At 56.1% G+C, this 25,618-nt stretch carries 22 protein-coding genes, 1 tRNA gene and 1 pseudogene; 5 read left to right on the top strand and 19 right to left on the bottom strand.

What is annotated here, in order from left to right:
* Positions 1 to 72: 72 nt before the first annotated feature.
* From SynA1825c_RS09595 to SynA1825c_RS09575, 5 genes are read right to left on the bottom strand one after another with little or no spacing between them, the layout of a single operon-like run.
* Entirely contained in the window at positions 73 to 420 is a 348-nt protein-coding gene (locus tag SynA1825c_RS09595) for a phosphomannose isomerase type II C-terminal cupin domain (protein WP_186469088.1), read from the bottom strand.
* Entirely contained in the window at positions 417 to 2,126 is a 1,710-nt protein-coding gene (locus SynA1825c_RS09590; protein WP_255478352.1) for an ATP-dependent RecD-like DNA helicase, read from the bottom strand. The genes SynA1825c_RS09595 and SynA1825c_RS09590 overlap by 4 nt, the downstream gene beginning before the upstream one ends.
* Positions 2,123 to 5,779: a UvrD-helicase domain-containing protein gene (locus tag SynA1825c_RS09585; RefSeq protein ID WP_186469087.1), complete on the bottom strand. Its 3,657-nt coding sequence runs from the start codon at positions 5,777 to 5,779 to the stop codon at positions 2,123 to 2,125. Before SynA1825c_RS09585 ends, SynA1825c_RS09590 begins: the two co-directional genes overlap by 4 nt.
* Complete coding sequence (locus tag SynA1825c_RS09580; RefSeq protein ID WP_186469086.1) at positions 5,776 to 9,093, bottom strand: exodeoxyribonuclease V subunit gamma; 3,318 nt, start codon at positions 9,091 to 9,093, stop codon at positions 5,776 to 5,778. The genes SynA1825c_RS09585 and SynA1825c_RS09580 overlap by 4 nt, the downstream gene beginning before the upstream one ends.
* A complete protein-coding gene (locus tag SynA1825c_RS09575; protein WP_186469085.1) occupies positions 9,087 to 9,743 on the bottom strand; it encodes a metallophosphoesterase in 657 nt (218 codons plus the stop codon). The genes SynA1825c_RS09580 and SynA1825c_RS09575 overlap by 7 nt, the downstream gene beginning before the upstream one ends.
* Positions 9,744 to 9,829: 86 nt before the next feature.
* Here SynA1825c_RS09575 and SynA1825c_RS09570 point away from each other — a divergent pair, with 86 nt between their 5' ends.
* Together SynA1825c_RS09570 and SynA1825c_RS09565 are read left to right on the top strand one after the other, a co-directional pair.
* On the top strand, positions 9,830 to 10,075 hold the full coding sequence (locus SynA1825c_RS09570; RefSeq protein WP_186469084.1) for a hypothetical protein: 246 nt from the start codon (positions 9,830 to 9,832) through the stop codon (positions 10,073 to 10,075).
* Between the two features lie 69 nt (positions 10,076 to 10,144).
* Positions 10,145 to 11,482 carry a pentapeptide repeat-containing protein gene (locus tag SynA1825c_RS09565; RefSeq protein ID WP_186469083.1) on the top strand — a complete coding sequence of 446 codons (1,338 nt, stop codon included), beginning with the start codon at positions 10,145 to 10,147 and terminating at the stop codon, positions 11,480 to 11,482.
* 445 nt (positions 11,483 to 11,927) lie between these two features.
* Here SynA1825c_RS09565 and SynA1825c_RS09560 read toward each other — a convergent pair whose 3' ends face one another.
* Positions 11,928 to 12,074, bottom strand: a complete 147-nt coding sequence (locus SynA1825c_RS09560) for a hypothetical protein (protein WP_186469082.1) — start codon at positions 12,072 to 12,074, stop codon at positions 11,928 to 11,930.
* Positions 12,075 to 12,414: 340 nt separating this feature from the next.
* Between SynA1825c_RS09560 and SynA1825c_RS09555 the strand changes: the two genes are divergently transcribed.
* Both SynA1825c_RS09555 and SynA1825c_RS09550 read left to right on the top strand, forming a co-directional pair.
* Positions 12,415 to 12,567: a hypothetical protein gene (locus SynA1825c_RS09555; protein ID WP_186469081.1), complete on the top strand. Its 153-nt coding sequence runs from the start codon at positions 12,415 to 12,417 to the stop codon at positions 12,565 to 12,567.
* A gap of 295 nt (positions 12,568 to 12,862) precedes the next feature.
* The gene (locus tag SynA1825c_RS09550) at positions 12,863 to 13,048 is read left to right on the top strand and encodes a hypothetical protein (RefSeq protein WP_186469080.1); all 186 of its coding nucleotides are present in this window, start codon (positions 12,863 to 12,865) and stop codon (positions 13,046 to 13,048) included.
* A gap of 58 nt (positions 13,049 to 13,106) precedes the next feature.
* Here the strand turns inward: SynA1825c_RS09550 and SynA1825c_RS13680 are convergent, their stop codons facing one another.
* The 13 genes and pseudogenes from SynA1825c_RS13680 to nrdJ all read right to left on the bottom strand — a co-directional run bounded on the left by SynA1825c_RS13680 (position 13,107) and on the right by nrdJ (position 23,240).
* Positions 13,107 to 13,238 carry a hypothetical protein gene (locus SynA1825c_RS13680; protein ID WP_255478350.1) on the bottom strand — a complete coding sequence of 44 codons (132 nt, stop codon included), beginning with the start codon at positions 13,236 to 13,238 and terminating at the stop codon, positions 13,107 to 13,109.
* A gap of 553 nt (positions 13,239 to 13,791) precedes the next feature.
* Positions 13,792 to 14,775 (bottom strand): GNAT family N-acetyltransferase, encoded by a 984-nt coding sequence (locus tag SynA1825c_RS09545; RefSeq protein WP_186469079.1) that lies wholly within the window; start codon positions 14,773 to 14,775, stop codon positions 13,792 to 13,794.
* 555 nt (positions 14,776 to 15,330) lie between these two features.
* Positions 15,331 to 15,549: a Nif11-like leader peptide family RiPP precursor gene (locus SynA1825c_RS13795; protein ID WP_370593805.1), complete on the bottom strand. Its 219-nt coding sequence runs from the start codon at positions 15,547 to 15,549 to the stop codon at positions 15,331 to 15,333.
* A gap of 99 nt (positions 15,550 to 15,648) precedes the next feature.
* Positions 15,649 to 15,741 (bottom strand): annotated as a pseudogene (gene rpsM, locus SynA1825c_RS13790) (30S ribosomal protein S13); the annotation flags it as partial.
* Positions 15,742 to 16,132: 391 nt separating this feature from the next.
* Complete coding sequence (locus SynA1825c_RS09530) at positions 16,133 to 16,291, bottom strand: hypothetical protein (protein ID WP_186469078.1); 159 nt, start codon at positions 16,289 to 16,291, stop codon at positions 16,133 to 16,135.
* A gap of 921 nt (positions 16,292 to 17,212) precedes the next feature.
* Entirely contained in the window at positions 17,213 to 17,473 is a 261-nt protein-coding gene (locus SynA1825c_RS09525) for a Nif11-like leader peptide family natural product precursor (protein WP_186469077.1), read from the bottom strand.
* 238 nt (positions 17,474 to 17,711) lie between these two features.
* A complete protein-coding gene (locus SynA1825c_RS09520) occupies positions 17,712 to 17,954 on the bottom strand; it encodes a Nif11-like leader peptide family natural product precursor (protein WP_186469076.1) in 243 nt (80 codons plus the stop codon).
* A 111-nt stretch (positions 17,955 to 18,065) separates the two neighbouring features.
* On the bottom strand, positions 18,066 to 18,407 hold the full coding sequence (locus SynA1825c_RS09515; RefSeq protein WP_186469075.1) for a Nif11-like leader peptide family natural product precursor: 342 nt from the start codon (positions 18,405 to 18,407) through the stop codon (positions 18,066 to 18,068).
* 71 nt (positions 18,408 to 18,478) lie between these two features.
* Complete coding sequence (locus tag SynA1825c_RS09510) at positions 18,479 to 19,009, bottom strand: pentapeptide repeat-containing protein (RefSeq protein ID WP_255478494.1); 531 nt, start codon at positions 19,007 to 19,009, stop codon at positions 18,479 to 18,481.
* Between the two features lie 1,078 nt (positions 19,010 to 20,087).
* A complete protein-coding gene (locus tag SynA1825c_RS09500) occupies positions 20,088 to 20,339 on the bottom strand; it encodes a Nif11-like leader peptide family natural product precursor (RefSeq protein WP_186469073.1) in 252 nt (83 codons plus the stop codon).
* 53 nt (positions 20,340 to 20,392) lie between these two features.
* On the bottom strand, positions 20,393 to 20,770 hold the full coding sequence (locus SynA1825c_RS09495; protein WP_186469072.1) for a hypothetical protein: 378 nt from the start codon (positions 20,768 to 20,770) through the stop codon (positions 20,393 to 20,395).
* Positions 20,746 to 20,832: transfer RNA gene (locus tag SynA1825c_RS09490), tRNA-Ser, on the bottom strand. Before SynA1825c_RS09490 ends, SynA1825c_RS09495 begins: the two co-directional genes overlap by 25 nt.
* 71 nt (positions 20,833 to 20,903) lie before the next feature.
* Entirely contained in the window at positions 20,904 to 23,240 is a 2,337-nt protein-coding gene (gene nrdJ / locus SynA1825c_RS09485) for a ribonucleoside-triphosphate reductase, adenosylcobalamin-dependent (protein ID WP_186469071.1), read from the bottom strand.
* A gap of 192 nt (positions 23,241 to 23,432) precedes the next feature.
* On the opposite strand from nrdJ, the gene SynA1825c_RS09480 reads away from it, so the two are divergent.
* On the top strand, positions 23,433 to 25,601 hold the full coding sequence (locus tag SynA1825c_RS09480; RefSeq protein ID WP_255478349.1) for a mechanosensitive ion channel family protein: 2,169 nt from the start codon (positions 23,433 to 23,435) through the stop codon (positions 25,599 to 25,601).
* Positions 25,602 to 25,618: the final 17 nt, after the last annotated feature.

Below are 25,618 nucleotides of genomic sequence, written 5' to 3'. Positions count from 1 at the left end.
CAAATCAGGCCTGCAACGTCCAATCGGCAAATGCCGCGCTGTATTGCTTGCCTTCTGTTCAAAGGTGAAGGCTCAAGGTATCACCCTCCCGAAGTCATCTTCCAACCGTTCGATGTCGGATTCCTGCAAAACGGTGCCGCGTTGCACCTCGATGATCAGCAGATCGCCCGCGCCTCCACGGGCCCGATGAAGGGCACCAACCGGAATTTCAAAGGTGGTGCCAGCGCTTGCATCCAGCCATTGACCGTCGCAGTAAAGCGACCCCTGACCAGCCGCCACAACCCAGTGCTCGCTGCGATGACGATGCCGTTGCAGGCTCAGCCGTGCGTTCTCCTTCACCAGCAAGCGTTTGACCTTGTAGCCGGGTCCCTCCGTCAGGTTTTCGTACCAGCCCCAGGGACGCTCAACCCGTGTTGTCACGTCCTGCCCCCTTGGTGACCGATGTGTCCAGGATGCCGCTCTTCAATCTGGCTGCCAGTGACCGTGGCCGCCAGTCGCACGATGGTCAGTTGGTGACGCGCACGAGTCATCGCGGTGTAGAGCAGCGATGTGGTCGGCCGCTCCTCTTGGGGTGGCCAGAGCAGGATCACCGCATCGGCTTCGCTCCCTTGTGCTTTGTGGATCGTCAGCGCCAGGGCCGGCTGAATCTGTTTGATGCGTGCCGGGTGCAGCAGGCGAAAGCAGCTGTCACCTGCATCATCACTGCAGCGGAACAACAGCCTTCGGCTGGATCCATGGCCGATGCAGATCCCAAGATCACCATTGGCGAGCCCCAGTTCCGTCTGGTTGTCGCTGCACAGCACCGGCAAACCCTCCGGCCAGGTCTCTGGACTTTGGCCCGACACGAGCTGTCGGTGGAGCGTCTCGACACCCCAAAGTCCGCGACGCCGCGGGCACAACACCATCAGGGAGTCGAGTTGCTCCAGCAGCGCATGGGCCTGGCTCGGGTCAGGCTCTCCTTCGGGGTTGATGCTCAGCGCCTGAGAGGCTCTGCTCATTGCGTCCATGCGATGACGAATGGCCGTCAGCACGAGGTCGGGAAGTCGTGTTGAGCGTGTGAGGATCGACTTGATATTTGATGCGTGATCCAGTGCCGATAGGCCTTGCCAGAAGGCTTCCGGCCCGTCTTTGCAAAGCCCGTTGCTCAAGCGAGCCAGGTCGCCACGGTTGCGGTACACAACCTGCAGACGGATGGATGCCGGCCCGAACCTCTGGCGCAGGCCCTCTGATTGCAGTGCCTGCCACACCGCGCCTACCCCGATCGGTGGCAATTGATTTTCATCGCCGACCAGCACCAGTTGTGCGCCCTCCGGCAGGGCGTCCAGCAGTGCCTGGGCCAGGTTGAGATCCACCATCGACATCTCATCCACCACCAGCAGGTCGATGCTTAAGGGGTTTCTGCGGTTGCGGGCGAATCCTCCCGGCCGGGCCTGGAGCAATCGGTGCACTGTGGTGCAAGGCAGTGCGGCGGTGGTTGCATGGCACCGGACTGCGTCCTGCAGGCGCCGGGCAGCCTTGCCCGTTGGTGCAGCGAGATGGATGCGCAGGTTTCCGCGGTCGTGAATCGCCCGAAGCAACATGGCTTGCACGGTGCTGGTCTTGCCCGTGCCTGGACCTCCGCTGAGCAACACCAGCTGGTGACGGCTGATGGCTTCTACCGCTGCCTTTTGTTCGGCATTGTGCTGCTCATGAACGCCGCTGCCGGAGCTGTGAAGCGGCGGGTGCTGTGCGGAAACCTGTCCCAAGGGGGTCAGTCGGCTTCGCTGCACCAGGCGCTCCTCTAGGTCGGTGATCCCCTGATGCCAGCGCCTCCACAGCAGCTGGTCGTCGATTAACACCATCAAGGCGGGGTCTTCGCTGAGCCAGCCGCTGTGTTCCAGGGCCTGGCGGTGGGTGTCGGGCCATCCCGCGGCCGAGAGACCCTCGGGCTCGGGCGCACCATGGCCGAGGGTCACGCTCATCTCACCGCGACTCAGGGCGTGGGTGAGTGCCTGCACGAGATCCTGCATCGCTCTGTGCTCCAGCGGTGTTAGTTGCTTCGGTAAGGGACGGCGTCGAGTCAGCATTGCCATCAGTCCCCGGCTGAGGGCCTGTGGTGCAGCGTTCTCCAGTGGTTGTTCGCTCACCCGTCACCTCGCAACACATCGTCGAGCTTTTGGAGCCGTTTCAGTGGTGCCCTTTCGAGGACGACACCGCCACCGGTCTCTGGGGAGACTCCTCTGAGAAACACGTAGGCGTAACCACCCAGATGGCGATCCGGCTGGTAGTCGTCTAGACGCCATTGCAGGAATCGGTGTAAGGCAACGAGATACAGATGGGCCTGGAGAGGGTAGTGATGCAGTCGCATCTGATCCTCCATTGCTGCCTGGGTGTAATGACGTGGACCGCAGTGCAGCGGTCGTCCGGCACTGTCGCGCTCGCCGATCCAGTTGCTTTTCCAGTCCGCAACCCACCAGCGCGCGGTTTTGGGATCCTCGCCATCGGTGAACACCAGATCAATGGATCCCGTGAGAAAGCCGCGGCTAATGAACTCAAGCTGTTCCAGGGCATCGGCGTAGTCCACTCCAAAACGCTGCTTGGGTTCGGTCCGAAAGGCAGTTGCGAGATGCTGAGGGCGAACGGCTCGCCCATGGTGTGCCACGGGGAGATCGAAACTCATTTCATGCAGGCGGCGGCCGGGATGCAAGTCCCGGAGGCAGAGCTTTCCCAGGGGGCCGCCGAGCGGTGTCTGCAGCAGGGTGGTGAGTCCCTTCAGAACGACACCCGTCAGGTCGGTGTCAAGACCCGAACGACTCAGTTCGCGCTGCACAAGCTCCTCGTTCTCGGCTTGCGCGACCGGTTGGTCAAACGGGATCTGCTCCAGGATGCGATGCAGGCAATCTCCGGCATTGGCACCCCGGGGGAAGGCGCCTAAAGGACTGTCTTCGTTGTCGCCACCAGGGCTGGGTGCTTCTGTGGACATGCTGCTGAGGTCGTCACCGGTGCGGGCATCCACATCGCGCCCTTCTTCAAAACTGCGCGGGTCTTGACGGTTGACGGGAGAAGTCGCGTGGTTGGCAATCCAGGCGGAATAGCTGCTGCGGCCCCAGCTTCGGTCGAAGCCATGGGTGGGGATGGGGCCGCATCCCAGCTGCTTTGTGCTGAAGCGTGGACGCCAACGACCCGGTTGAAGACAGGGCTGGGCAGCATGCACACTGATCCATGGCGATGGTGATTCCGCCTGCCCACACAGCCAGGGTGCGAGTGGGTTGCCGTCCTGTTGAGCTGCTTGGGCCAGGAACAGCACGAGATGGCGTTCCGCGCGCGTGACGGCGACGTAGGCGAGGCGTTCTGCCTCTGCGTATTGTTCCTGCGCGTCATCCAGGGCCAGACGGCGACCCAGTCCCCAGTGCATGTTGAGTGCGATGCGCCAGCCGGAGGCGGACTCGTTTGCTGGGTTGCGCCACAACGGTCCTTTGGCTGGTGAGGGTGCCTCCCAGAGGTAGGGGCAAATCACTACGGGGTACTGCAGCCCTTTGCTGCGATGCACCGTGACCACGGCAATGGCGCTTTCGGCGAGATCGCTGTAGGGCTGCCTTTCCTCGGGAATGGAATCTGGGGGATGCAGGCGTTGTCGCCTCAGCCAGTCCGCGCCACTGGCGGCATCGAGACCCTGACGATGCATGGTGTCTTGCACCAGGCGTGCGCATTGCTGCAGGTCTCCGAGCAACCGGCCGCGGCTGGACAAATCGGCCACGGTTTGTCCGTCCATCAACTGGGCCAGACACCCCATTAAGCCGAGTTTGGGAAGCCCCTCCGCCAGGTTCTGAATCTGGGCCGCCAGTTGGTCGAGTCGACCGTTGGTCTCTGCGATTTCCAGGTCCACCTGGCGCCACTGCAGCAAGGGCGATACGGCCAGCTCGCGCAGTCCACTGGAGTGCGCCGGGCGTGCCAGGGCATCCAGGAACGTCTGAAGATCTGCCGCACCCTGGCTGCTCAACACATCGCCCTGGCTCACCAGGCGACTGGGCAATCCCGATGCCGCCAGCTGACGGCGGATCGCTTCGGCTTGGCGGTGACGGCTGACGAGAATGCAGACGTCCGAGGGGTCGAGCTCCGGTACGTCCGCCAAAGTCGTGAGAATCAGCTCGGAGGTTATGGCGGGGATGCGCTCCTCGAGCGTCGTTCGACTGGTCTGCTCTGTTTCCCCCTCGGGATTGATGTCCAGGAGCTGCAGGGACTGACAGTCCTTGTTGAGAGGAAGTGGGCTGATGGAGGCACGCGGCGTCACCGCTGGCACTGGCAGCTCAGAGTGCAGCAGTCCCGGAGCCATCAGGTCATTCATCCCCTTCATCAGGGGCGGTGTGGTGCGTCGATTGTCGAGCAGGTCATCGATGCACTCCACGGCACGACGGGCGCTCTTGTAAGTGTTTAGATCTCCGCCCCTGAAGCGGTAAATCGCCTGCTTAGGGTCACCCACCATCAGCAGCAGGTGTTCCGATGTGCCGAAGGCGGTCTGCATCAGCCTCCATTGCAGTGGATCGGTGTCTTGAAACTCGTCGATCAAGGCGACGCGATAGCGCTTTCGCAGCGGTTGGATCCAGGATTCGGCATGGGCCGACTGTTCGGGGTCCAAGGCATCCAGCAGGCCTGAAAAACCGATCACACCCCGTTGACGGCGTCGCTCTCTGACCTGCTCCAGCCCGCGACTGAGCAACAGGCGCCAGGTTTGCTCAGCGGGACCATCCCACAGATCGGCGATGGCCTCTTGCAGCTCTGGTGCGGGGAGACTGGGGTTGATGTCCCCGCAAGCACGCGCCGTTTTTTCGAAGTTTCCGGGGTGGAAATAACTCCCCAGCAGCCCCTGGTTGCGCACGTCGACGTAGCTCGGGCGTTCCTGTCCCGTTGCGTTCACGTGCCGCAGCCAGGTATCGAGCTCCTGGCTGCGATCCTTTCTCGGTTTCGGACTGAACGGTTTGGTCTCCTTGCAGCCGTAGCCTCGCCATTCGGCAGCGCAGGATCGCAAGGTTTGCTCCAAGGCGGTGCCGCCGTCTCTCCAGCGCTCGCAGAACCGGATCCAGCGGCTTTGCATCCACCCGTCAAAGGCGACGGCCAGGGGCTGTCTTGGCTCAATCGGCTCTGCGTCAGAGACGATGCTCACTGCGCAGTCTCCATCAAGGCGTTGCAGCTGCGCGGTCAATGCATCCGCGTTGAGCCCCGCGGCTAGCAATCCCGCCAGATCGGCGGGGGCTAGGCCGAGAACTTGCTCCCGCCAGAGGTCATGCGCCACGTCCTGGGCCATGGTCTGGGGATCATCGTCGAGGTTTAGTTCCAGGGCCTGTCCGCTCTGCAAGGCCTGCCGGCGCAATGTGCGCCGGCAAAACCCATGGATGGTGGTGATGTCTGCACGTTCCAGCGCTTCGAGTGCTTCCAGCAACCGGCTCGCCAAAATCCTGCGCTGAGAGGCGTCTTGCCCGTGCCGCTCCAGCCATTCCTCCAGCACCGCATCCGCACGGTCGTCCACTGGTTGATTGCTTTCCAGTTGCATCAGGCCCTGCAGTGCTCCATCCAGGCGGCGGCCAATTCGGTCGCGCAGTTCAGCCGCGGCGGCCTCGGTGAAGGTCACCACCAACAGCTGGTCCAGAGTGAGCTGCTGTTCCACCACCAGTCGTAGTACAAGATGCGCGAGAGCGAAGGTTTTTCCCGTGCCTGCACTCGCTTCCAGCAGTCGCACCCCTGGTGTCAGGGGATACCTGTTCGGGTCAAAGCGCCGGTTGGTCGCCGCTGCCATCGGACTCATTGGCAGCGAGCCTCGAGCAAGGGTTGATAAAGCGACGCAAAGGCTGTTTTGAATCCTGGATCTTGCAGCAGCTGTTGCGCGTCACAACCGTCGCCAAAACAAAGGCTGAGTTGGGCCTGGTCTCGCTCCGCCCAGAGGCTGAATCCTCCTTGCCAGCGATTGGTGAAGGCCCGGTCCGCGGCGTCTTGTCCCTTGGCCAGCGCCAGGGCTCGAGCCAGGCCGCTCTCCGGTGGAACCGGCCAGCACTGCTCCGCGCCCTGTGCCGCGAGCCCCTGCAGCTGTGCAATCTGATGCGCTGCTTCCTGCGGCGCCATCGTCTGCCAACGCATTGCGATCTGAAATTGATCCGCTTTGGCACTCCCTTCAGGTCGGCAAATCACGGCGCTGCTGCAAGGAGCATTGCCCAACTGCACGAGGAGATGTTGGAGCCACGCCTGAAGGAGCGTTCTGGCGCGCAGTTTCGACGTGCTGATGTGCACGGCAAGCTCCCCGGCCATTAGTTGACCGGTGTTCAGCGTGTTGCTGTGCGATTGGAGCTGATGCACGGGGCCAAGGCTGAACAGGGTGTGCTGAAGGTTTTGCCAGCGTTGTTCAAGCCTGTCCTGATCCAGTGCTGCCGCCGCTCCTGGAGGCATCAGGCCCTGGCCACAGCACCGCACCCTCCAGTCGACGTGGTCGATGTGATCCCAGCGCGTCTCTGGATGTTCGGCCAGATGATCCAGTTGTTCGGCCAACCGTTCCCTGATCAACCGATGGCGATCCAGCTCGTCCATCGACAGGGGTGAGAGGTCTTCGACGGCATCGCACCATTCGCCTGCTTCGATGCCCTGCCGCTTGAGCCAGTCGCTCTGGGGTGCGTGAAGCCAAAGGTTCAGGATTTGGATCGCTTCTGGATTGAGCACAGCCACGTCCTGGATCTCCTGATGTCGCCATTGCAAGGGCATCGCCAAGCCCAGGCTGGGACGTTGGGGTTGACCTTGCAGCTGCACTTCAAGGTTTCGGCGCGCATCCAAGAGGCGACGGTCGCGACTGATCGCCCCCGTTTCTGCTGAGGTTTGAAAATTGCCAGCGTCCAGCGGATTGGCCGGTGGCTCGATCATCAGCTGCTCCATGGCCTGGGATCCGAGCTGCTCTTCAAGCAGGCTCAGCCATTGCTGCACGGGTGGACAAGGGGGTAGCGCTGCGCCGTGGCGTTCATCACGGCTAGTCCAACTGACCAGTAGGTGTTGCCTCGCCGATAGCAATGCTTCCAGCAGCACATAGCGGTCTTGATCCGTGCTGCTGGGATCGCCGAGTCGCCGTTGCAGTTCCAGCAGATGAAAGCCTGCACGCTCCTGATGGCGTGGAAATGATGCGGCGTCCAGGCCCATCAGCACAATCGCCCGGTGAGGGATGGCCCGCATCGGCTCCAAGGCGCTCACGGTTAGGGCTCCGCTGCGATGGCCAAACCGGCCGCTATCCGCAGAGAGCGCTTCCTGCAGCACTTGGATGACTACTGCCACATCCAGTTGCAGGGAGCAATCAGCCGCCTGCTGTTGCCAGGTGTCCAGGCTCTGCTGGATCGCCTGCCATTCCCAGTCCCAATCGCCACCATCGAGAAAGAGATCCTCGAGCAAGTCCCGCAAACGTTCCACCCACACCGGGCAAGGTGCACTGACGCGTAATCGGCTGATCCAGCTCGCCAGGCCGTCTAGCAAGGGCCACCACAGTGCCAGCTCCTGAAGGCTGACATTGGTTAGAGCCGGTGCACAATCACCCAAGGCCAGGCCTGGGTCTTCCGGAAGCGTGAGGCCCAGCAGCCAGCGGTCGAGGCACCATCGCAGGCTATGGGTGTCGTCTCCTCTGCGCTCGCTGGCATCGAGCCCCCAGCGAAAGCCAGTGCGCTGCAAGGCTGAGGTGATGGCCATCGCATCATCGGAGGTGATGGTTTGGAGCGCCTGAAGCGCCGGATTGCCCAACAGGGCTTCGAGTCCACTGGCGGTGAGGCGATCTGCACTGAGACGCAGCAGGGTCATGAAGGCCTGCTGCAGTCCTGGGCAACTCTGCTGGCTGCGGTCGGTTAAGCGCCAGGGGAGATCCACCCCGGTGGCATCTTGATCGGAGAACACCGAGGCCAGCAGCGGTGCATAGCGCTCCACATCGGGCGTCATCACCAGAACGTCGCGGGGCTGAAGGGTCGGGTCGTCCGCCATCCAGCCAAGAATGCGGTCGCGCACCAGCTGCACTTCCCGCCATGGCCCCGCACAGCCCATGAATTGGAGCGATTGATCCTGATCCGTCAAGACCAATTGGCTTGGCTCAGTCTCTCCAGCTGCCAGCTGGCGCTGCAGCTGCTCCAGCAGGGTTGGAGCATCGGGATCACCGCTGTTCATGGCAGTGGGATCGGCGAAGAGATCGCCCTGTTCCCAGCTGCCAAGCATGCAGTCACCGCTGCCCTCCAGCAGCAGCTGAAATTCAGCCCCCATCCGGCCCAGGATTCCCTCCAGGCGTGGGGCTTCGATCAGCCAAGAACCATTGGGTGAGTCCGTCCAATTGTCGCCAAGTTGACGTCGGCGCCGTTGCGAGCGCTGCCAAAGATCCGGGCAGGGGGTCAGCAGAAAAAGTTCCACGCTGATGTAACCGGCCAGGGCCTGCAAAAGATTCACCTGAACGGGAGCCAGATTGCTGACGCCGAAAAGACGCAGGCGGGGCGGCAGAGGTTGAGCCGGCTCCTGTCCATCGCGCAGTTTCAGAACCGCCTGTTGCACCTGGAGGCCAAACGGTTGGCAGGGCAACTCCCTTGCCAGGGCGCGGGCCAGAACAGCTTGCCATTGCAATCCTTCGGGGAGAGTCTTGCTGCTCTCTCCAGCCAGCCACTCAGCAAGCTCCTGCGGTCTGTAGAGCGCGTAGTCGTCCATCGCATCGGCGAGGCCTCGCGCCAGTTGCCATTGGTCTCTGTTCAGGTGTCCAGGCTCGCTGTGATGGCGCTCCCACCACTGACGCAGGCTTGCGGCGCTGTCATGGTCCAGCAGGTCTGGCAACACCTTCAGCACTGTCCACACCAGGCGTTCCGCTCGCCATGGATCGTCGCTGGCTTCGTCGGCGCTGAGCACTGCGTGAACCAGTTGGCGCAGCCGGGTGCCTGGGAATGGGAAGCGCACCAAGGCACTGATGCCATTCATGGCGGCGAGCTGTTCACCCAGCCAGCGGCTGGTGGGCCAGGTGTTCACCACCACCTCGATCTGTTCAAAGGGCCCGGGGGCGTCAAGCCTTAACGCATGCGCTAGCAGCTGGGCCAGCAGCTCCGCGCGATTGCTGCGGTAAACCTTCAGCAAGGCACCCCAGCGGTCAGAGTCCGCTGCGGGCGATGGACGGCTTGTTCTGCGGGCTGTCCGATCACCTGCACAACGGCATGGGTTTCAGGGCAAAACGCTGTGAGTGGCCCTCCGTAAACCGCACCGGTGTCAATCATCACGATCTGGCCACGTTGTTCAACCGCCGGTCGAGGGGTGTGCCCAACAACGACCATGCCGTAACGGCCGTCATAACGCTCCCAAAACGACTCACGGACATCAAGATCCGGTTGCCCGTGCTCGTCGAAACCGGCATGGGTCGCGACCCACCCGTGGCCGCGATACACCAGTGGGAGTGTCCTGAGTCGTTGCAGCCATTCCCGCGTTTGGGGCTCTCCGAGCTGGTGGTACGTCTCGATGGTGAACAGATCGGCGCCGCTTGCTGTTGGCGCTGCTTTGAGACTTTCGATCAGGGTCTGTTCATGGTTGCCACGCAGCCAGGTGGCTCGTCCGCAGCTCACCAAACCCCAGACCCGATTGATGCAGTCCGCGATGTTTGGACCTCTGTTGATCACATCACCGCAGAACACCAGGTGATCCGTTTTGGGAAGCACTGCCAACAAACGCTGCAACGCCTCGTCGCAGCCGTGGACGTCTCCAATGACCCAGTGATGGCCGTGTGGGGACGCCATTGTGATGCATCTCTACAGAGAGTCTGACCCGCCGAGCGAGGCTTGTCAGAGATTTTGACTACGTTAAGACGCCGCTTAGCCGAGTTATGGATCCTCGTTCCCTGCCACCGGTCCGCCGGGTTCAGCTGCTCGTGCAAGCGCTCGATGGTGCCAAAAAAACAAACGAGGCCTTGGCCCGCTGCAGTGATGGTGAAGAGATGCTGGATGTGCTTCTGGGCGCGTCTCAAAAGCTGGGGCTAGGCCTGACGCGCGAACAACTGCGCAACACACCACCAATACGCGATTGGGTGTGGTGGAAAAATAAGGAGGCGCTTGTCACCATTGGCAATTGAACGATCGGTGGTCACGATTGCCGCGTTTCACGTTCATGGTCATAGTCAAGACGACTGTGAAACTCTCCAATGTCTAGCCACAAAGAATTAAGCGTTAAGCCAAACAATCCTTATTACAAGCTGATTGAAATTTATTCTGGAAGGCAGGTTCAGGCTGGAGAAGTTGTTGATGGCATACCCGCTGGTCCTGGCGTACAGGCACAAAATCTTGATCTGAAGGGGTCTTATTTTCAAGGAGCGTTCCTTGCATTCAGTGATTTCTCCGGGAGCAATCTTGATGATGTGAATCTGCAGGCGGGTTCGATTTCGTTTGGAGACTTCAGTGATGTCTCCTTTCGAAATGCCTTGTTGTCGATTACGTCATTTGCGCAAGCGGATCTCGCTGGAGCTGATCTGCGGGAAGCTCAGATGGTGTTGATGGATAACTCCAATGTTGATCTTCAAGACGCCGATCTCCGTGGAGCCCAAATCGTTGGAAGCACCTTTGATTTCGGTAATCTGAGGAACGCCAATTTCACTGAATCAATCATTCAAGACACTGGATTTCAGTTCTCCGACCTGCGCGGGACCAACTTTGAGGGTGTTGTGCTCAGCGGATGCACATTTTACGGTGCCAAGTTTGACCGAGAAACGTTCAAAGGCGCGATTTTGGATGAAACAATTATGCCCAATGGCATCGTTCTTAGCTCTTCTAAGAATTCCCAGGAACAGGTGTTGTTTGGCGCGAAAGACTCGGTTCTTGAAGTGGATCCTGATAGTGTGATTTACACCGCAGCACTGCAAGAGCAAACACCAGGCCGGTTCGCCTATGGAACCAAACTTCGCAGGGGGTTGGCGTTGGTCTCTGGTACCAATGCTCGAGGACGCAATCTCTCTGGGTTCAACTTGAGTGATCTTTCGCTTGATGGCAGCGACTTCCGTGATGCTGATCTCACCGGTGCTGATCTGGGTGGAACATCGTTTGTCGCATCACAGCTGGATGACCTAATTGCTATTGGTGCTGACTTTGTTAATGGGTCGATCTCAGGTTCTTCCGCTCAGGGCGCTGTTTTTGACGACACCAACTGGAATTTCTCAAGTCTGGCCACCGCCGATCTCATGGATGCCAGTTTTTTGAATGCTGATCTTCGCTTCACCAACTTACTCGCCACGGATTTCAGGAATGCGGATTTGAGAGGTGCGAATCTCACAGACGCCAATGCCATCAATGGTGATTTTCGTGGCGCGGATTTACGTGGGGCGAACCTGACCAACCTTGATTTAACTGACGCCGATCTTCGTGGTGCCTTGACGGATGCGTCGACGATCTTCTGCAACACAGTGATGCCTGACGGCTCAGTTGAGGACCCCATCAACGGTCTTTGTCCTGGTCAGCCCACCTTCGTATTTGATCCAGTCCCGATTTGAGATTGTGGGCATTGTTGGTGGTCTTGTGTTGATTTTATTCAGTGCTTCATCACCTTGCAGAGGCCCATAATTTTTTTGATTGTTGCTTCAGATGTGCGCATGTGACGCATGTCAGCATGTTGCCCATGAGTAGTTTCTGGTGATCTGGCTCGCGGTGGAGACCATGGGCTCCCATCGGCAACCCTTGCTGATGGGAGTTTTTGTTATGGCATCCATAGGAGAATTGCACTATCTCGATCATCCTTCATTGGATTCAATCTGATCTTGTTGTTTCCGGATCGCTGGCTTCAGCTTCCTTCGTGGTGCGCTGATGAGCTGCTGAATCCACATGGATGTTGAACCAACCCCAATGCAACTCACCAATGGGTTGCCTGCCGCACAGACAACAAATCACGGCGGGTATGCCCAGTGCTGGTTGATCGGATCTGGGTGCCCTGGACTCGCCTTAGTCGCTGCGCTGGGAATCACTGGGCTGCTCGACGGTTGCGGGCACAGATTCTTCAAGCCCAAGATCGAGCTCACCGATCCAAGCGACGATCCCAATCAGGCCAAGAATGCTGCCGATCAGCACAACCAGTCGATTGACGGTCATGGTTCCTTCGTCAAAGACTTTGACCCTAATGGGTGATTGATGCTGTTCCAGCTCTGTTGTCATCTTGGACGTGTTCTGGGCATTGGACTCCGCTGGCGGCTTGGCGAATGACGCCATGTGTGTTTTGTCGTGCGCCTGGCTTGGTTGTTGCAGGCCACTGACGGCGACTCTTTGTGTCACCACGTTTCTTCAAGAACCTGAAGCAAAAACGTATCCTCGAGATACGAAAGTGCCAAAAAGATTCCAAATTCAAGCACTGGCTGATACACAAGCGCTTGCGAGTTAAAGACTCGCTGTCATGGTGATGCCGTTGACTCTCCCTTCGCACGCTCCTCAGCCGATGACAACCTGCACGTATCGCGGTGTTCGCTATCAATCAGCGCAATCGCTCACCAAGGCTCAAGTGCTGTCTTTTGAGCGCAAGACGTATCAAGAGAATATTGAGGCTGCTCGCCAACACTTGACCAAGACCTATCGCATGGTCAAGTACTGAGTCGTCGGGTCAGAGGAGGGGAGAGCGTTCAAGCCTCCTCTCCTGTCGAGGTATTGATTTCTTACCTCAGCTCAGTTAGATCGACAAGCTCAGTGGTTTGACCATTGATCTCCATTGGATATAAGTGCTGATATAAACACCTGATCCCAATCAGAATCTTTTGTTTTAGAGAAACATCTTCTCTGTTCCAGCAAGCTAAAAGCATCAATTTGATTGCTTTTCTCCGCTGTTTTGCATGTTCAATGCAGTTCCGGCGTTTGTTGAGTAATCAGCTCGCTATGAACGGACAGAGAAAATGAAATTTCAACTTGCTGGTTTTGAGTCCTGGACGTTTCAGCTGGTCTTCTGCGGAAGCCTCTTGGTTCTCGAAGCTGAACGCGATGGGGTGTTGCTCAGCACGATTCTTCAGCCGATGGACTGTACGCGCACACGGATCCACGAGCTGATTCGCCAACCATCCTGCACACTCGCCAATCATTGACGGGCTGAACTGCTTGCTTCTGGCCTCAGGCCTGAAGATGAACGCTGAGGATCGTAGGTCACATGGTGGGGTAAGCGTTGGCCAGTCCCCAGGTTGCGAGCGCTGTAATGCAAGCAAAGGTCAGGGCAGCCCATGCGGCTGTGCTCGAACTGGTGCTTTTCGAGAGAGGGAGCTGGAGTTTTCGTGCCATCCGATCAAGCCTGCTCTGACTTCTTGATGCCCCAGTCATGTCAATGATGTCCACTGATGTTGGTAAACCCACACCAGTCGGTTTTCTGCTGTGGCATTGGCTTGCGGCAGAAAATGCGTCTTCAAATGGTATTGATGAATGCTAAAAAGTTCTAGGTAGATATTCTCGACCCACGCTCTTGGTTGTGATTGCTGCATTTTTTGATCGAGTTGATCGATTATCAAGAACTTTCCTCGCTTCTTGGTCGATGGAAATTTTGACCGTTGCCATTCTTTCGCTTCTGGTGGGTTCCTCGTCATTGGTCGCCTATCGGCTTACACCGAAGAAGGAGGCAAGCCAATGACTTACACCGTCGCTTCACTGGCGATTGCGTTTGTTGTTAGTAGTTTCTGCTACTGGCTGATGCTACCGCTGATGCATTAGCTGATGCTGTTGATGGATAGGCCAGGATGATTCAGATTCGTGGGTCATCCTGGCATTGCATTAAGCGAGTGTCTCTGCATCGATGACCACCGAGTGATGACTCTTGGCCGGTGAAGTTGGCTTCTAAGACTCATTCTTGAGGCTGTTGAAACAATAAATCTCGATTCTCGATCTGACACCAGCTGTCGCTGACAGGCTTGAATTGTTTCTCGACCCAGTGATGCAATGGCTGGTTGGATGGGTGGGAAATGAAGCATCCTTTGGGGATGACGTTCGTGCTTTCGCTGAAATGAGCTGATCGCATGACAGAGGCCAGCATGGCCAGGGGTGCTCCCGTGTGTTCCCAGCCAGGATCCACCCAAAACTTGGCATAGCGAAGACAATCAGCACTCACGTAATGGGTAATCAGCCAGCCAATGATCTGGCCTTCGGAGAGAACGATCCGGCTGTAGTCCACTGCAGGCTGCCACGGCAGGCTCTCCTGATCCAAATCTAGGGGAGTTGCAATGTCTGCTTGCTCTGCTTTGGTGATGCGTTCCTGAAACGCGGTGGTTGGTGATTTTGGGTACGGTGCTATTTGCCAGGAAGCATTGCGAGATTGACGCTCAACCACTAACTCAAGTCGTTGTAGCAACGTCTCAACAGTGGCACTCACGGACAGCCTGACAACTACTTTTCCGGGTGTTGATGTCCAGCCACCCTTTGTTGCCGTCAATGTCAATAGAGCTTCACTCGATTGAGACTGAAGGGGCACAGGCATGTGCAGGCCTGACAGGTGATGTGCGATGGCCCACTGTTGGGATTGGGTCAATAACAGCCGCCCCAATCCTTGGCGACGATAAGGCTTTGCAACACACAGGCTGTGTATGCAGAGTCGTTGGGCTGCAGCCTCGTTCTTGGTTGGCCAATCCATCACCTCAGCGAGCAGCAGACCAATCTGCTCACGTGATTCACCTTCCAAAGCCAGCGCAATGAAGTTGTTGCTATCTGGCCCATTAATACCCAGTGCGGCATTCGCGTAAGAGCGCAGCAATGGTGATGTGAGATGCAACCATGCTGGCAGTGTGTCGGCATGGAGTTGCTGCAATTGAATCGCTGGAATGATTGGCTTCATGCCCAGTCTCCGTATTCAGCTAGGTTCATGGGGCAAGGAATGGGTCAATAGGCACCATCCTTTGCAATCTTTGGTCGAGACAAGAGCCATCATTTCTATAAAGTAATTAATCACCTGCTCATTGACCAGGATTTTAAATAGAGAGGTTGGAACTCAAGTCCACGGTGCCCGTGAAGACAGGCTGGTTTTCAAGACCGCTGATAAAGCTCGTTACAGCCATGTTTTGGCCCCTAAAACGATGGTGTGGCATCAAGGCGTAGTATCAATGCCTCCCGTTGATCATTAAGACTGGTCAGTGACGCCGCTCAGCTTTTTTGAAGCTCAGGATTTGATTGAATGGCTTCCCAGAACGCTTTGAGCTGCTCTTCTTCATTGGAGGGCGTGGAGCTGCAGCCTTGTCATGGCAGTGTTCGGCTGCGATGTCTGTATCTAATAAAAAAGCCCGCTAAGTGCAGGTCATGGTGCCAGATATTGGAGGCTGATTGTTGGGATTAGTCAGAGTATTGAAGCAATAAGAAACCACAGTCAATGCAGGGGGCTTTGAGGGCGCATCTTTCAGCCGAGCTCAGTGCAACATACCCACCTCCCCCAACAGGAGTCCCAGCTCCGCTGACTCCGTTGATCGCCGCCAGCATCAGCTTTCAGCTCCTCGTCTGACACTTCTCTCAATTGCGATTTCATAGATCGAACATCTTCTACGGTAATTAAAAACCCAGCTTCAATGGCGATTTCAAGAGCAGCTCCAGGCGTGGTTGCTGCTTTGCGCTTTTCCAGTATTCGGTATTTGATTTAACTTTTTCCAGGAGGCTTTCAACCGGTCTTCTGACATTTGTGAAGTTCAGAGGGTTACTGACACTAAAGGTTTTGAAGTTTTCACTTGATAATTCCGCCCTGCGTCACGCGAGGTCCGCGACGGGTTTGCGCATTTGTGCGGGTTCGCTGCCCGCGCACCGGGAGTCCAACTCGCCTCTCTTCTGCTGACAAGTCGTTGCCACCAGTGACACTTTCTAATTCTTCTTCAGAAATGTTTGCGTTGATACTTTTCTTCTCTTCCATGATTGGTGTTTAGAGGGTTGCTGAAACCATAGCAACGAACCTTTCTTATTCATCACCTGGAATCTCTCTCATTCTTACCCGAAACCTTCCTTGTATCTCCCTGTTCCTTTGCCGAATCCTTTCAGGGATTTCTCTATCCCTATGCCGGAGACCACCGCTGGTACTTTCCAGTTCTTTATCGGAAATGTCGTCCTTGATGTTTTTTGGGTCTTCCATGGTGGAGTTCAGAGGGTTGCTAAAACCATATTAACGAAGTTGCAAATGCAACAAAGGAACGGTTTTTGTTTATGGCATCTCTCAGTCATTGATCCTCATAGTGCCAGTCGCTACCGTCAAAGTTTGGATAATAGGCGCCTCCATCAACACCCTTTAATTCCTCCTCATTCAACTCTTCCTTCACCTGCTCTGCCTTAGTTGTCTCTTCTATGGCTTCCTGCTTCTTGACCTGTTCTTCTGACATTGGAGAGCGTGGAGCTACAGCCTGGCATAGCAACGGTCGGTAACAGCACCAACAGCTGAAATGCTCTGGGGTGAGCTACCAAACAAGCCACTTATGCATGGGACGCATGCCAGGGCAACGACCCCAGTGATCGGCATGCGCTTCCTCTTTTCAGCAGCGGCCAGCTTTGCTTCTAGTGCCACCAGCAATCGCAGCAAGCGCCACGACATCAAGAAGGTCCGCAGCCGCATTAGAGAACCCTAGAACGGATCTACCCTTTCAGAAGCTTGTCAGTCTTTGTCAGGTTTCGCAGTCTCAGTTTTGCTTCAAAACAGTCTCGTCCGTTGTTTCCATAGCTGCTTTACTACGCGGCAGGAGCAGTGGCGCTCACAACAGCCGAACAGCCTCACCACCTGAGTTGGTGACAGCCGGAGCGCTTGCGTCATGGTCAGGCGACATCAGCCACGGTCTACGGTTAAAAAACACTTGACTGGACGCTGTTGCAGCGCGGCAATGGCCTGCGGTGAGGAGAAGCCAAGCAACGAGAACAGTAAGGGACTGAAACCTGAGACCATCCGCTGGTGGGATGACCGGGTTGAGCAGCTCATCGCAGAGCAGCGTGGGAGTGATGCTCTGGCTTTGGCAGATGAGTTCATCATCCCTAGAAACAGACGTAAGCCTGGTGGCTGAGTGAACAGCAGAACACCGTCAATCACGAGCATTGACGCTGCGCTTGAACCAGCCTCCGTTTAAGTAATGCGCATTACTTGTGTATAGGTCGAAATTTAATACGGGTGTTACTGCTAGATATTGAAGGCTGATTGGAGGAGTTGGTTGGGCTATTGAAGCAATAAAAAGCCTCTGTCAATGTAGGGGCTTTGATGAGAGCGTAGGCTTGAATCCTGCTCTGGTCTGACAACGGTCCTAGCGACAGAAAGAATTCTAACCACATACATTTGTACAACACACCACCGACAACTTACCAGTCCGGCGCCTGCCACCAGCCGCACCTTCCAGCTCATCGTCTGACACTTCTACCGTTGCCAATTGCATTAATTGAATATCTTCTGCGCTAATTGAAAAGCCTGCGTCTTTGGCGATTTCAACAGTAGCTTCAGCGGAGGTTGCTGCCTTGAGCTTTTCCTGCAGACTGGTGTCGCCTTGGATCTTCTCCAGGAACGCTTTGAGTTGCTCTTCTGACATTGGAGGGCTGAGCTACAGCTTGGTGATAGCAACGGTCGGCAGCGGTGTCAGTGAGTTATAAAACAGCGCGCTAAATGTGGGCGATGGTGCCAGGTATTGAAGGCTGATTGAAGGGGTTAGTCAGACGATTGAAGCAATAAAAAACTCCTGTCAATTCAGGGGCTTTGGGAGCGCTTTAGGATCCATTACCTGAAGGATCCTCACCAGCTCATTGCATTACACCCTCACGCTCCTATCATTACCTCTTGCACCTCCAGCTCCCTCGTCGCCGATTACCGCCAGCTGCGCCCTCTAGCTCCTCGTCTGAAACTTCTACCGTTGCCGATTGCATTGATTGAATATCTTCTGCGGTAATTGCAAAGCCTGCGTCTTTAGCAATTTCAATAGCGGCTTCAGGGGAGGCTGCAGCTTGGAGCTTCTCCATAAGACTGGTGTCGCCTTTCACCTTCTCCAGGAACGCTTTGAGTTGCTCTTCTGACATGGGGGGGCGTGGAGCTACAGTCTGGTCATAGCAACGGTCGGCAGCGATGTCTGCAAGCAATCAAAAAAGCCCGCTAAGTGCGGGCGATGGTGCCAGGTATTGAAGGCTGGCTTATTTAATGATCGGTGCAGGCGCGGGAGAGCTGGGCGTCCTCGGCGTAAGCGGAGTCCTGTTGTGTCTAACCCTAGTTATAACCGTAGGCGAAGTTGTAGGCGTAGTAGGCGAAGCGAGAGTGACCTCCACCAATCCGCCAGTTGCAACTTCAAGCTCGTCATCTGACACTTCTTCCGTTGTCGATTGCATTGACAGAATATCTTCTGCGGTAATGGCAAACCCTGCGTCTTTGGCGAGTTCAATAACAGCTTCAGGAGTGGTTGGTGCATTGAGCTTTTCCTGAAGGCTGGTGTCGCCTTTGACCTTTTCTAGAAAGGCATTGAGCTGCTCTTTGGACATTGGAGGGCGTGGAGCTACAGCCTGGTCATAGCAACGGTCTGCAGCAGCATTCAGCCCTTGTGCGTCGATGCTCAGAAAGGAATTAGCTGATCTCCAAAACAAGGCCAATTGCCGATACTCAGACTGCCGTCCGGGCAGGTTGTTTGGAACCAAATCGCGAAATCTGCAGCAGGATCCAAATTGAGCGCACCCCTCAGGTCCGCACCCCTCAGGTTCGCACCCCACAGGAACGCACTATCCAGGTCGGCACCCCTCAGGTCCGCACGAACAAGGTCCGCACGCCACAGGTCCGCACGCCACAGGTCTGCTCCCCTCAGGTCCGCCCAGCGCAGGTTTGCATCAACGAGATTTCTCTCTGCGCCATCTGGGAACCATTCAGGGCGCCATCTCACACCCCATCCTTGAGGAGTTCTCGGAAGGCTTTCGGCGCCTATGATCTCGTCGTCTTTTGCCTCTTTGCCAACGAAGCTTTCAAGAGACCCGATCAGAGAGTCGGTGAGGGTCCCTGGCTTATCGCAATCACAATCTTCTGGTTTCTTTACTGGCGTCGTCTCCCAAAAGCGATCCAAATCGAGGTAGTCGTACCAGTTGGCATTTGCCACAACAGGCAACAGGCAATCGATAGCGATTTGATAACAGTGTTGGATGACTGCTGAAGCCGATTGTCAGCTAAAGGGCTTGGGTCTGGCTGGCAGCGGCTTCAACGACTCAAACGCTCTGGGCTGAGCCACTAAAGAGCCACTTGCGCATCGGTCGCATGCCAGGGCGACACCCCCAGCACCAGTCGCTGAGAATGCAGTCAGGCATTAAAAAACCCAGTCACTGACTGGGCTTTCAGAGCGGAGAGGGTGGGATTCGAACCCACGGTGCCCGTGAAGACACGCTGGTTTTCAAGACCAAAAGATAAGTCAGTCACAGCAGGAGTTTTGGTCCCTGAAGCGATGGTGTGGCATAAAAACGTGGCATAAATGCCTCTCCAGCTGGTTTGAAAGACCAGCGAGGTGCGGCTGCCGATCAACTGGCGGTGGTTCGCTCCTGAACGGAGGGGATGATCAGATCAGTTGTCCTGGTGCAGTTCTCGCTGACCGGCAGCGATCGAGGGGGGATGGGATCCCAGGGATTCCGGGTTTTGCTCTTTGGAGCGGATTTGGTGCTGGTGTCAGCCATGGAGCGATTGCTTCTATCCCAGTCTGACGAGTTCAAAAAGTCACCTTGATTAGCTCACGCGGAAGCCGGTGACGCCAAGGGTCAAAGTAGATAAGTTCCACAGTTTCGCTACTCCTTTCTATTTAAAGACGTCTTCACAGCTATTTGCTATTTCGCTTGACGCTTGTTGAATCGCAGACACAAAATCTTGGGTCTCTGGTGCTTTTGCTAGTTCTGCGGTTACAGAAGAAAAATAACGTCTCGCAAAATCCCTTGTCATCTGGTTATTTGCTACTGCTTCACACAAAGTGCTACCCGTGCCTAAAACATTCCCATAAATGTAGTAACCCTTTTCTCTGGGAGTAGGGTCGTCTTGTGCCTTAACTGGTAGAGCAGACACCATTAGTGCTGTTACGAGCAGAAGAGCTTTCAAAGGTGCGTTGCGCCTGATTGAACATTAGATTATTCAGACTATTGAAGCAATAAAAAACCCCTGTCAATGCAGGGGCTTTGAGGGCTAGGCTACCAGAGAGGTTAGCGGCATGCTGGTGGATGGTAATGAGTAAACCAATCCATATTCCAACCCCCAGCCGCAGCCTCAAGCTCATCATCACTAAGCTCCACCTGTCTATGAGAGTTTAGGTCTTCTGTGGTGATCGAAAACCCTGCAGCCTTTGCAATAGCAACAATAGCAACAAAATCAGCTCCTTCTGTATTGAGCTTTTCCTGAAAGCTGGTGTCGCCTTTGACCTTCTCCAGGAAGGCTTTGAGTTGCTCTTCTGACATAAAATACAGTGAATACAGGTTTAGAACTAAGAGTGTTATTGCTCCTCTGCCTCTTATGCTGATGGGTCAAGAAAGTGAATTCTTTCGTCAATCCAGTTGTTAACTGACTGCTCAGTCATACCTGTACCACCACTAACATCCTTCAGCTCGTCTTCTGTCAACTCATTCTTGAGCAGCTCTTCCTCAGCTGACTCTTCCTTGATTTCCTGCTTCTTGGTCTGCTCTTCAGACATTGGAGGGCGTGGAGCTACAGCCTGGTCATAGCAACGGACGGCAACGATGTCTGTATCTAATAAAAAAGCCCACGAAGTGCGGGCGATGGTGCCAGGTATTGAAGGCTGATTGATGGGGTTAGTCAGACGATTGAAAACAATAAAAAACCCAGTCACTGACTGGGCTTTCAGAGCGGAGAGGGTGGGATTCGAACCCACGGTGCCCGTGAAGACACGCTGGTTTTCAAGACCAGAGCCATAAACCACTCGACCACCTCTCCAGGTTTCGGTGCGATTCTGCGGTCCGTCCATCACTTTAAAGGAGCCGCCCCTTGGGGCGACTCCACGGTGATCAGTTTTCCGGCTTTGCCAGTGGCAGCAGGCACTTATCGGAATCACAGCCAGCCGGTCCAGCCTCGCTGATCTCACCCAAGTCGTAGCGCTGCAGAGCTTCAAAGAAGTCGGAGCTCACTCGACGTTGGATCACGTCGGATTGCATCTGCTCGTAGGTGTCGGCATCGATCGGTTCAAAGGGCAGACGCGGGAAGGTGGCGTTGGCATCGAAGCGGGCCAGCAGTGCGGCCGAGATGTAGCCATCACCTCGCGCGATGGTTCCGTGGAGCGCATCGGTGATTGCCTCAATTTCGTGCTCACGGAACTCGATCGTGGCTGAAGTGTTGTGGGCGGTGTAGTGGGTCTGCACTTGCATGTAGAAGTCGAACTGAGCCATCGCAGAGAAGGCATTGATGTCGACGGCGTCTGCACCGGGAAGATTGGCCCAGCTCACTTCGGTGGGGATTTCCACCAGCCATTCCGTGCAGCGTGGATCAAAGGGATCGTCCAGGAGGCGGCCCTGATCGTCTTTGTCTGACTGTGAAGGCACCACGGTGTAGCCGTAGTCCATGCAAGCCATGGCCACCGGATCGTTTTTGCGGAAGGTGATTCGGCGGATGAAACGCTGGGCCTTGGGGGGGTGCCAGCCAGGAGCCGCACCGGTGAGCAGGCTCTTGGTTCCCGCGGGCTGAACTGTGGTGCAGCGGTTCGGGCGACGCAGGCCGTGACGATCGCAGTATTCCCAGACGGCTTCATTGACGGTCGCTTTCCAGCGACTCAAGTATTCCGCCTCACGCCGCTTGAACTCCTGGCCTTCTTCTGTATTGGGCCGTCCTGCCTCCCACCACTGCAGCCAGGGGGTGCCGAAAGCATGCACAAAGAAGTCGAACAGTCCGGTGAAGCTCACACCAACGATCGGATCCCAGGCCCGGCTTTGGCGATAACGCTTGACTTCAAACTCGTGATTGAGGAGACATGCCACTGATAGGGCACCAGCGCGGAAAGCATCACGTTGACCCTCCTCGTCACTGGGATCGATTTGGTTGAGGTGCACCTCGGCGAGGTTGCAGTGGAAATCTGCACCGAGAATTTCGCCGCATGGGTTGAGGCCATAGCGGCCGAGACGATGCTCAAGCTCGTCTTCCGCGATAGGGCCGTGGTTGAGGTTCAGCCAGCGGCCGGCCTCTTCTTTGCCTTGATCGCAGTAAATGTCGATGAATTCGCGACGCAGTTCGGGTGTGCTGAGCAAATCCGCGTTCGAGCGGGCGATGGCCTCAGGCGCAAACTGAATCGCACCTTCCCCGCTGTGGAATTGACGGGTCACAGCTTCGTGCAACACCTCTCGGCTGGGCCGTGTGTGATACACGCGAGTGTGGTTGGCCATGCGCAAGGCGTCCCTTTCAGGATCGATGCGCCAATTGCCTTGTTCGTCTTGCTGCCAGAGATTGTCTTTCGCACCTGCAGCGCTGCTGTCAGCTGAAGCGAATTGACGCATGCCGGCACTGCGACGGATGTTGCCCGCCACAATGGTGACAGCCGCTTCATCGATCAGAAGGCAGCATTCCACTGAGGTGAGCTTGCGCCCAACAGCCTTACCGAGCAGGCGAGCGACCCTGGCATAAAGATCTTTCAGTTTCACTGGGTTGGCCATGCCGCCGAATCCCTTGAGGGTTTCGCCGACAGGCCGGACATCGGAGAGGTCAACCTGCACCTTGACGGTGCGACCAGCGAAGCGTTCGTCGCTGCTCAATTCGAGCATCAGTTGGTAGCTGTCAACCCACCCTCGCCTGGTATCGCCGACACGAATGGAAACGGTGTCGTCACTAATGTTGAAGGTGGTCTTGTCCTGACGTTGCCCTGCCGGTGTGACACCGATCTCAGAAACATCAAGCACCTCAATCGGATTGGTGACCACTGGCAAACGGTCGATTAGATGGGGCTCGATGATGGCTCCGGTTCCACAACCCATCATCGCCAGGTCCATCATCAGACCGAAGGCTTCCCAATCCACAAGATTCGTGGAGGTGCAGTTGTACGCACCCGAGAAATTGTCTCGCCGTTCAATCCAGGGTGTGCCTCCGATCCAGAGCCAGCGTCCGGATGGCAGCGCTTTCTTTTCGGCTTGCATGCGGGCAAGAAGAGCGACTTCTTCGCTGGTGAGTTGTCCCAGCGTCTCCAAGCCACCCAGGTTGCGACGTCCCACTTCGCTCCAGCTCTCGCGTCCCGTGCTGCTGCGGCGGCTGTAGGTCCGGTAGAAAACCGGGTTGGCAGCAGGTGCAGTGGCAGGGAAATCACCATTGCTGGACACGGCTTTAAGCGTGTCCTCGGTGCCACTGCGAGTTGGGGACAGGGTCACGTGTTCGGACAGGTCAGTGATGGCACCCTAACGCCAGCAATGGGGGTGGCAAGTGCTTGAAGGCACTATCCGCAGTGTCGTTGCCCGCAAGCTTCTGCAGCTGTCACCATGCCCGCAACGTCTGGATCACGATTCATGGTCAGCCCCCGGGCTTTGACACGAGGGATGTTTCGCCGAGTCCTCCGGACTTGTTTGCTCGCTGCGGTTGGGCTGCTGATCTGTGTTGCGACGGCATGGCCCCACCCCTCAGCTTTTGCGGGCTCATCGATCAATGAGGAGGTGTATCAACCTTCTTCTCGCACTGTGATTCCCATCGAGCAACAGCCGTTCTACGAGGCGTTGAGCGAGAAAGCGGCAGCCTGGGATGAAGTGGTGCTTGATCACGTGGTGGGGGATAGCCCCAAAACCACGTTGCTCAACTTCTATGCCGTGATGTCAGACGTGGCCTTGCGTGCCGATTTGCTCGGGTTTTCATCCTCCACCGGCCAAGCGCTGCGACGCGAAGCCATTGATGACACGAATCTGCTGTTCGGTTTGGCGGTCGATGCGTTGGATGCAAGTGCTTTTCCTGAAAGCGTCCGAGAGGATATGGCCGATGAGGCGGCGATTCAGTTAAAGATCGTTCTTGATTACGTCTTTGCGAATAGCCGAGAGCCAATTCATATCCCCTCTCAGGCAGGGATGAAAAATCGCAACGACTTGCGATCCAACCCGACGGCCTCGTGGCGTATCCCGGGCACTGCCATCACGCTGACCTCTGATATCAAAGGTGATCCGGACAATGAAAATTTTTATTTTTCTGCTTCGACCGTTGCTTCGGTTCGTTCGATGTATGAAGAGATCCGTGATCTTCCGGCAATCAAGCAGCCTTATGCGTCCCCAAATTTCTATTCGGACTTTATCTATACGCCTGGATTTCTTGTTCCACCCGACTGGTATCTGTCGCTTCCACTGGAATGGAGAGTTTGGCTTGAGTGGCCGGTTGGTGACCAAACGCTGTTCCAGCTCGCTGCTGCATGTGTTCTGATTTTGGTTTATGCCTACATAAGCTTGCGCTTGATGCGTCTTTTGTTTCGGACGTATCGAGAAATTGGTGATGATGAGAATGATTACGAGTCCTCAAATCGTCGTCTTTTCACAGTTGATACGTTGGCGTGGAGGCGTGTGCTGATCGTTGCCCCTGTATTGCCTATAACCTACGCTGTTGAACAGCTAGTTGACAATGTGATTAATTTCACTGGTACGCCATTGGTTGTCGCAATTTATATCTTTTATGTGATTTGGTACGTCTCCGCAAGCATTTTTGTTTTCTTCCTGTTTGAGGCGTTGGGTCGAAGTGCTGCGGAGTTTATGTCTCAAATTCGCCGTAATCGTTCACCCATTCAGCTTCGTCGCATTTCAAGCTTCGTGATGCCTGCCAGTCGTGCCGTTGGCATGCTGATTTCTGTGGTGTTGATCTACCGGCTGTTATTGCTGCTGGGGCTGCCATCAAACACTGTTCTCGCTTTTTCGGCGGTGCCTGGCCTGGCGATTGGTCTTGGTGCTACCAAGCTCATCGGCAATCTTTTCGCGGGCTTGTCGATCCAGACAGATCGCCCTTTGAGAGTGGGCGAGTTTTGCGAAGTGGGCGGAAAAATCGGATTTGTGACCAAAATTGGCCTTCGCTCGATGGAGCTGCAGACCTTGGAGAGTCGTGTGACGATCCCCAATTCCGTGGCAGATGAAGCCACCATTGTGAACTATTCCAGGCGTGGTCTCAGTGTTGAACGTCAGCCAATGCAGGGGCTCGAGCTCAGGTTGCCTGTACGCAATCCAATGTCTCCATTCCAGCTTGAGGAATTAGTTCGAATCACCAAGCTTATTTTGCAGTCGCCTTCGTTTCTTGATCACGCGGTCGAACTGCAGGAGCAAGTCGTGAGTTTGGAGTCCCTGGAGGACGGCACCAGTCAACTGATCGTTTTTGTGATGGTGGAATTGCACGGATGGAAAGCGTTTTTGAAGGTGCGTGAAAGCCTCTTAGTGGCGCTAGAAGAAGTGCTTGAACGCATCACTCTTTGCGAGATTGTTGTCGGAGTGGCCTACAGCACCTCTCCCGACCAGCTCAGGCTCATGCCTGAGTTGCTCAAAGCCGTGGTGAGGGAAGACGAGCAACTTGTGTTTGAGGCAGCGCGACTCGTTCGGATTTCCGCTTTCAGCTACGACTTTGAATTGGAAATCCGCTCACTGCATCTGGTTCATGATGATTTTGAAGACAGTGTTCACCGCTTGAATTGCAGGATTCTTGAGGTTCTGGCAGATCATCACATTCAGATTCCCTACCCCACACAAACACTTGAACTGCAATCCAACCCCACGACCTAATGATTCCACGTGTTCTT

The organism is Synechococcus sp. A18-25c, from assembly GCF_014280035.1.
In the GTDB taxonomy this organism is placed as follows: domain Bacteria; phylum Cyanobacteriota; class Cyanobacteriia; order PCC-6307; family Cyanobiaceae; genus Synechococcus_C.
Note: the sequence above shows the minus strand (reverse complement) of the source record. Positions and strands in the feature narration are given on the sequence as shown.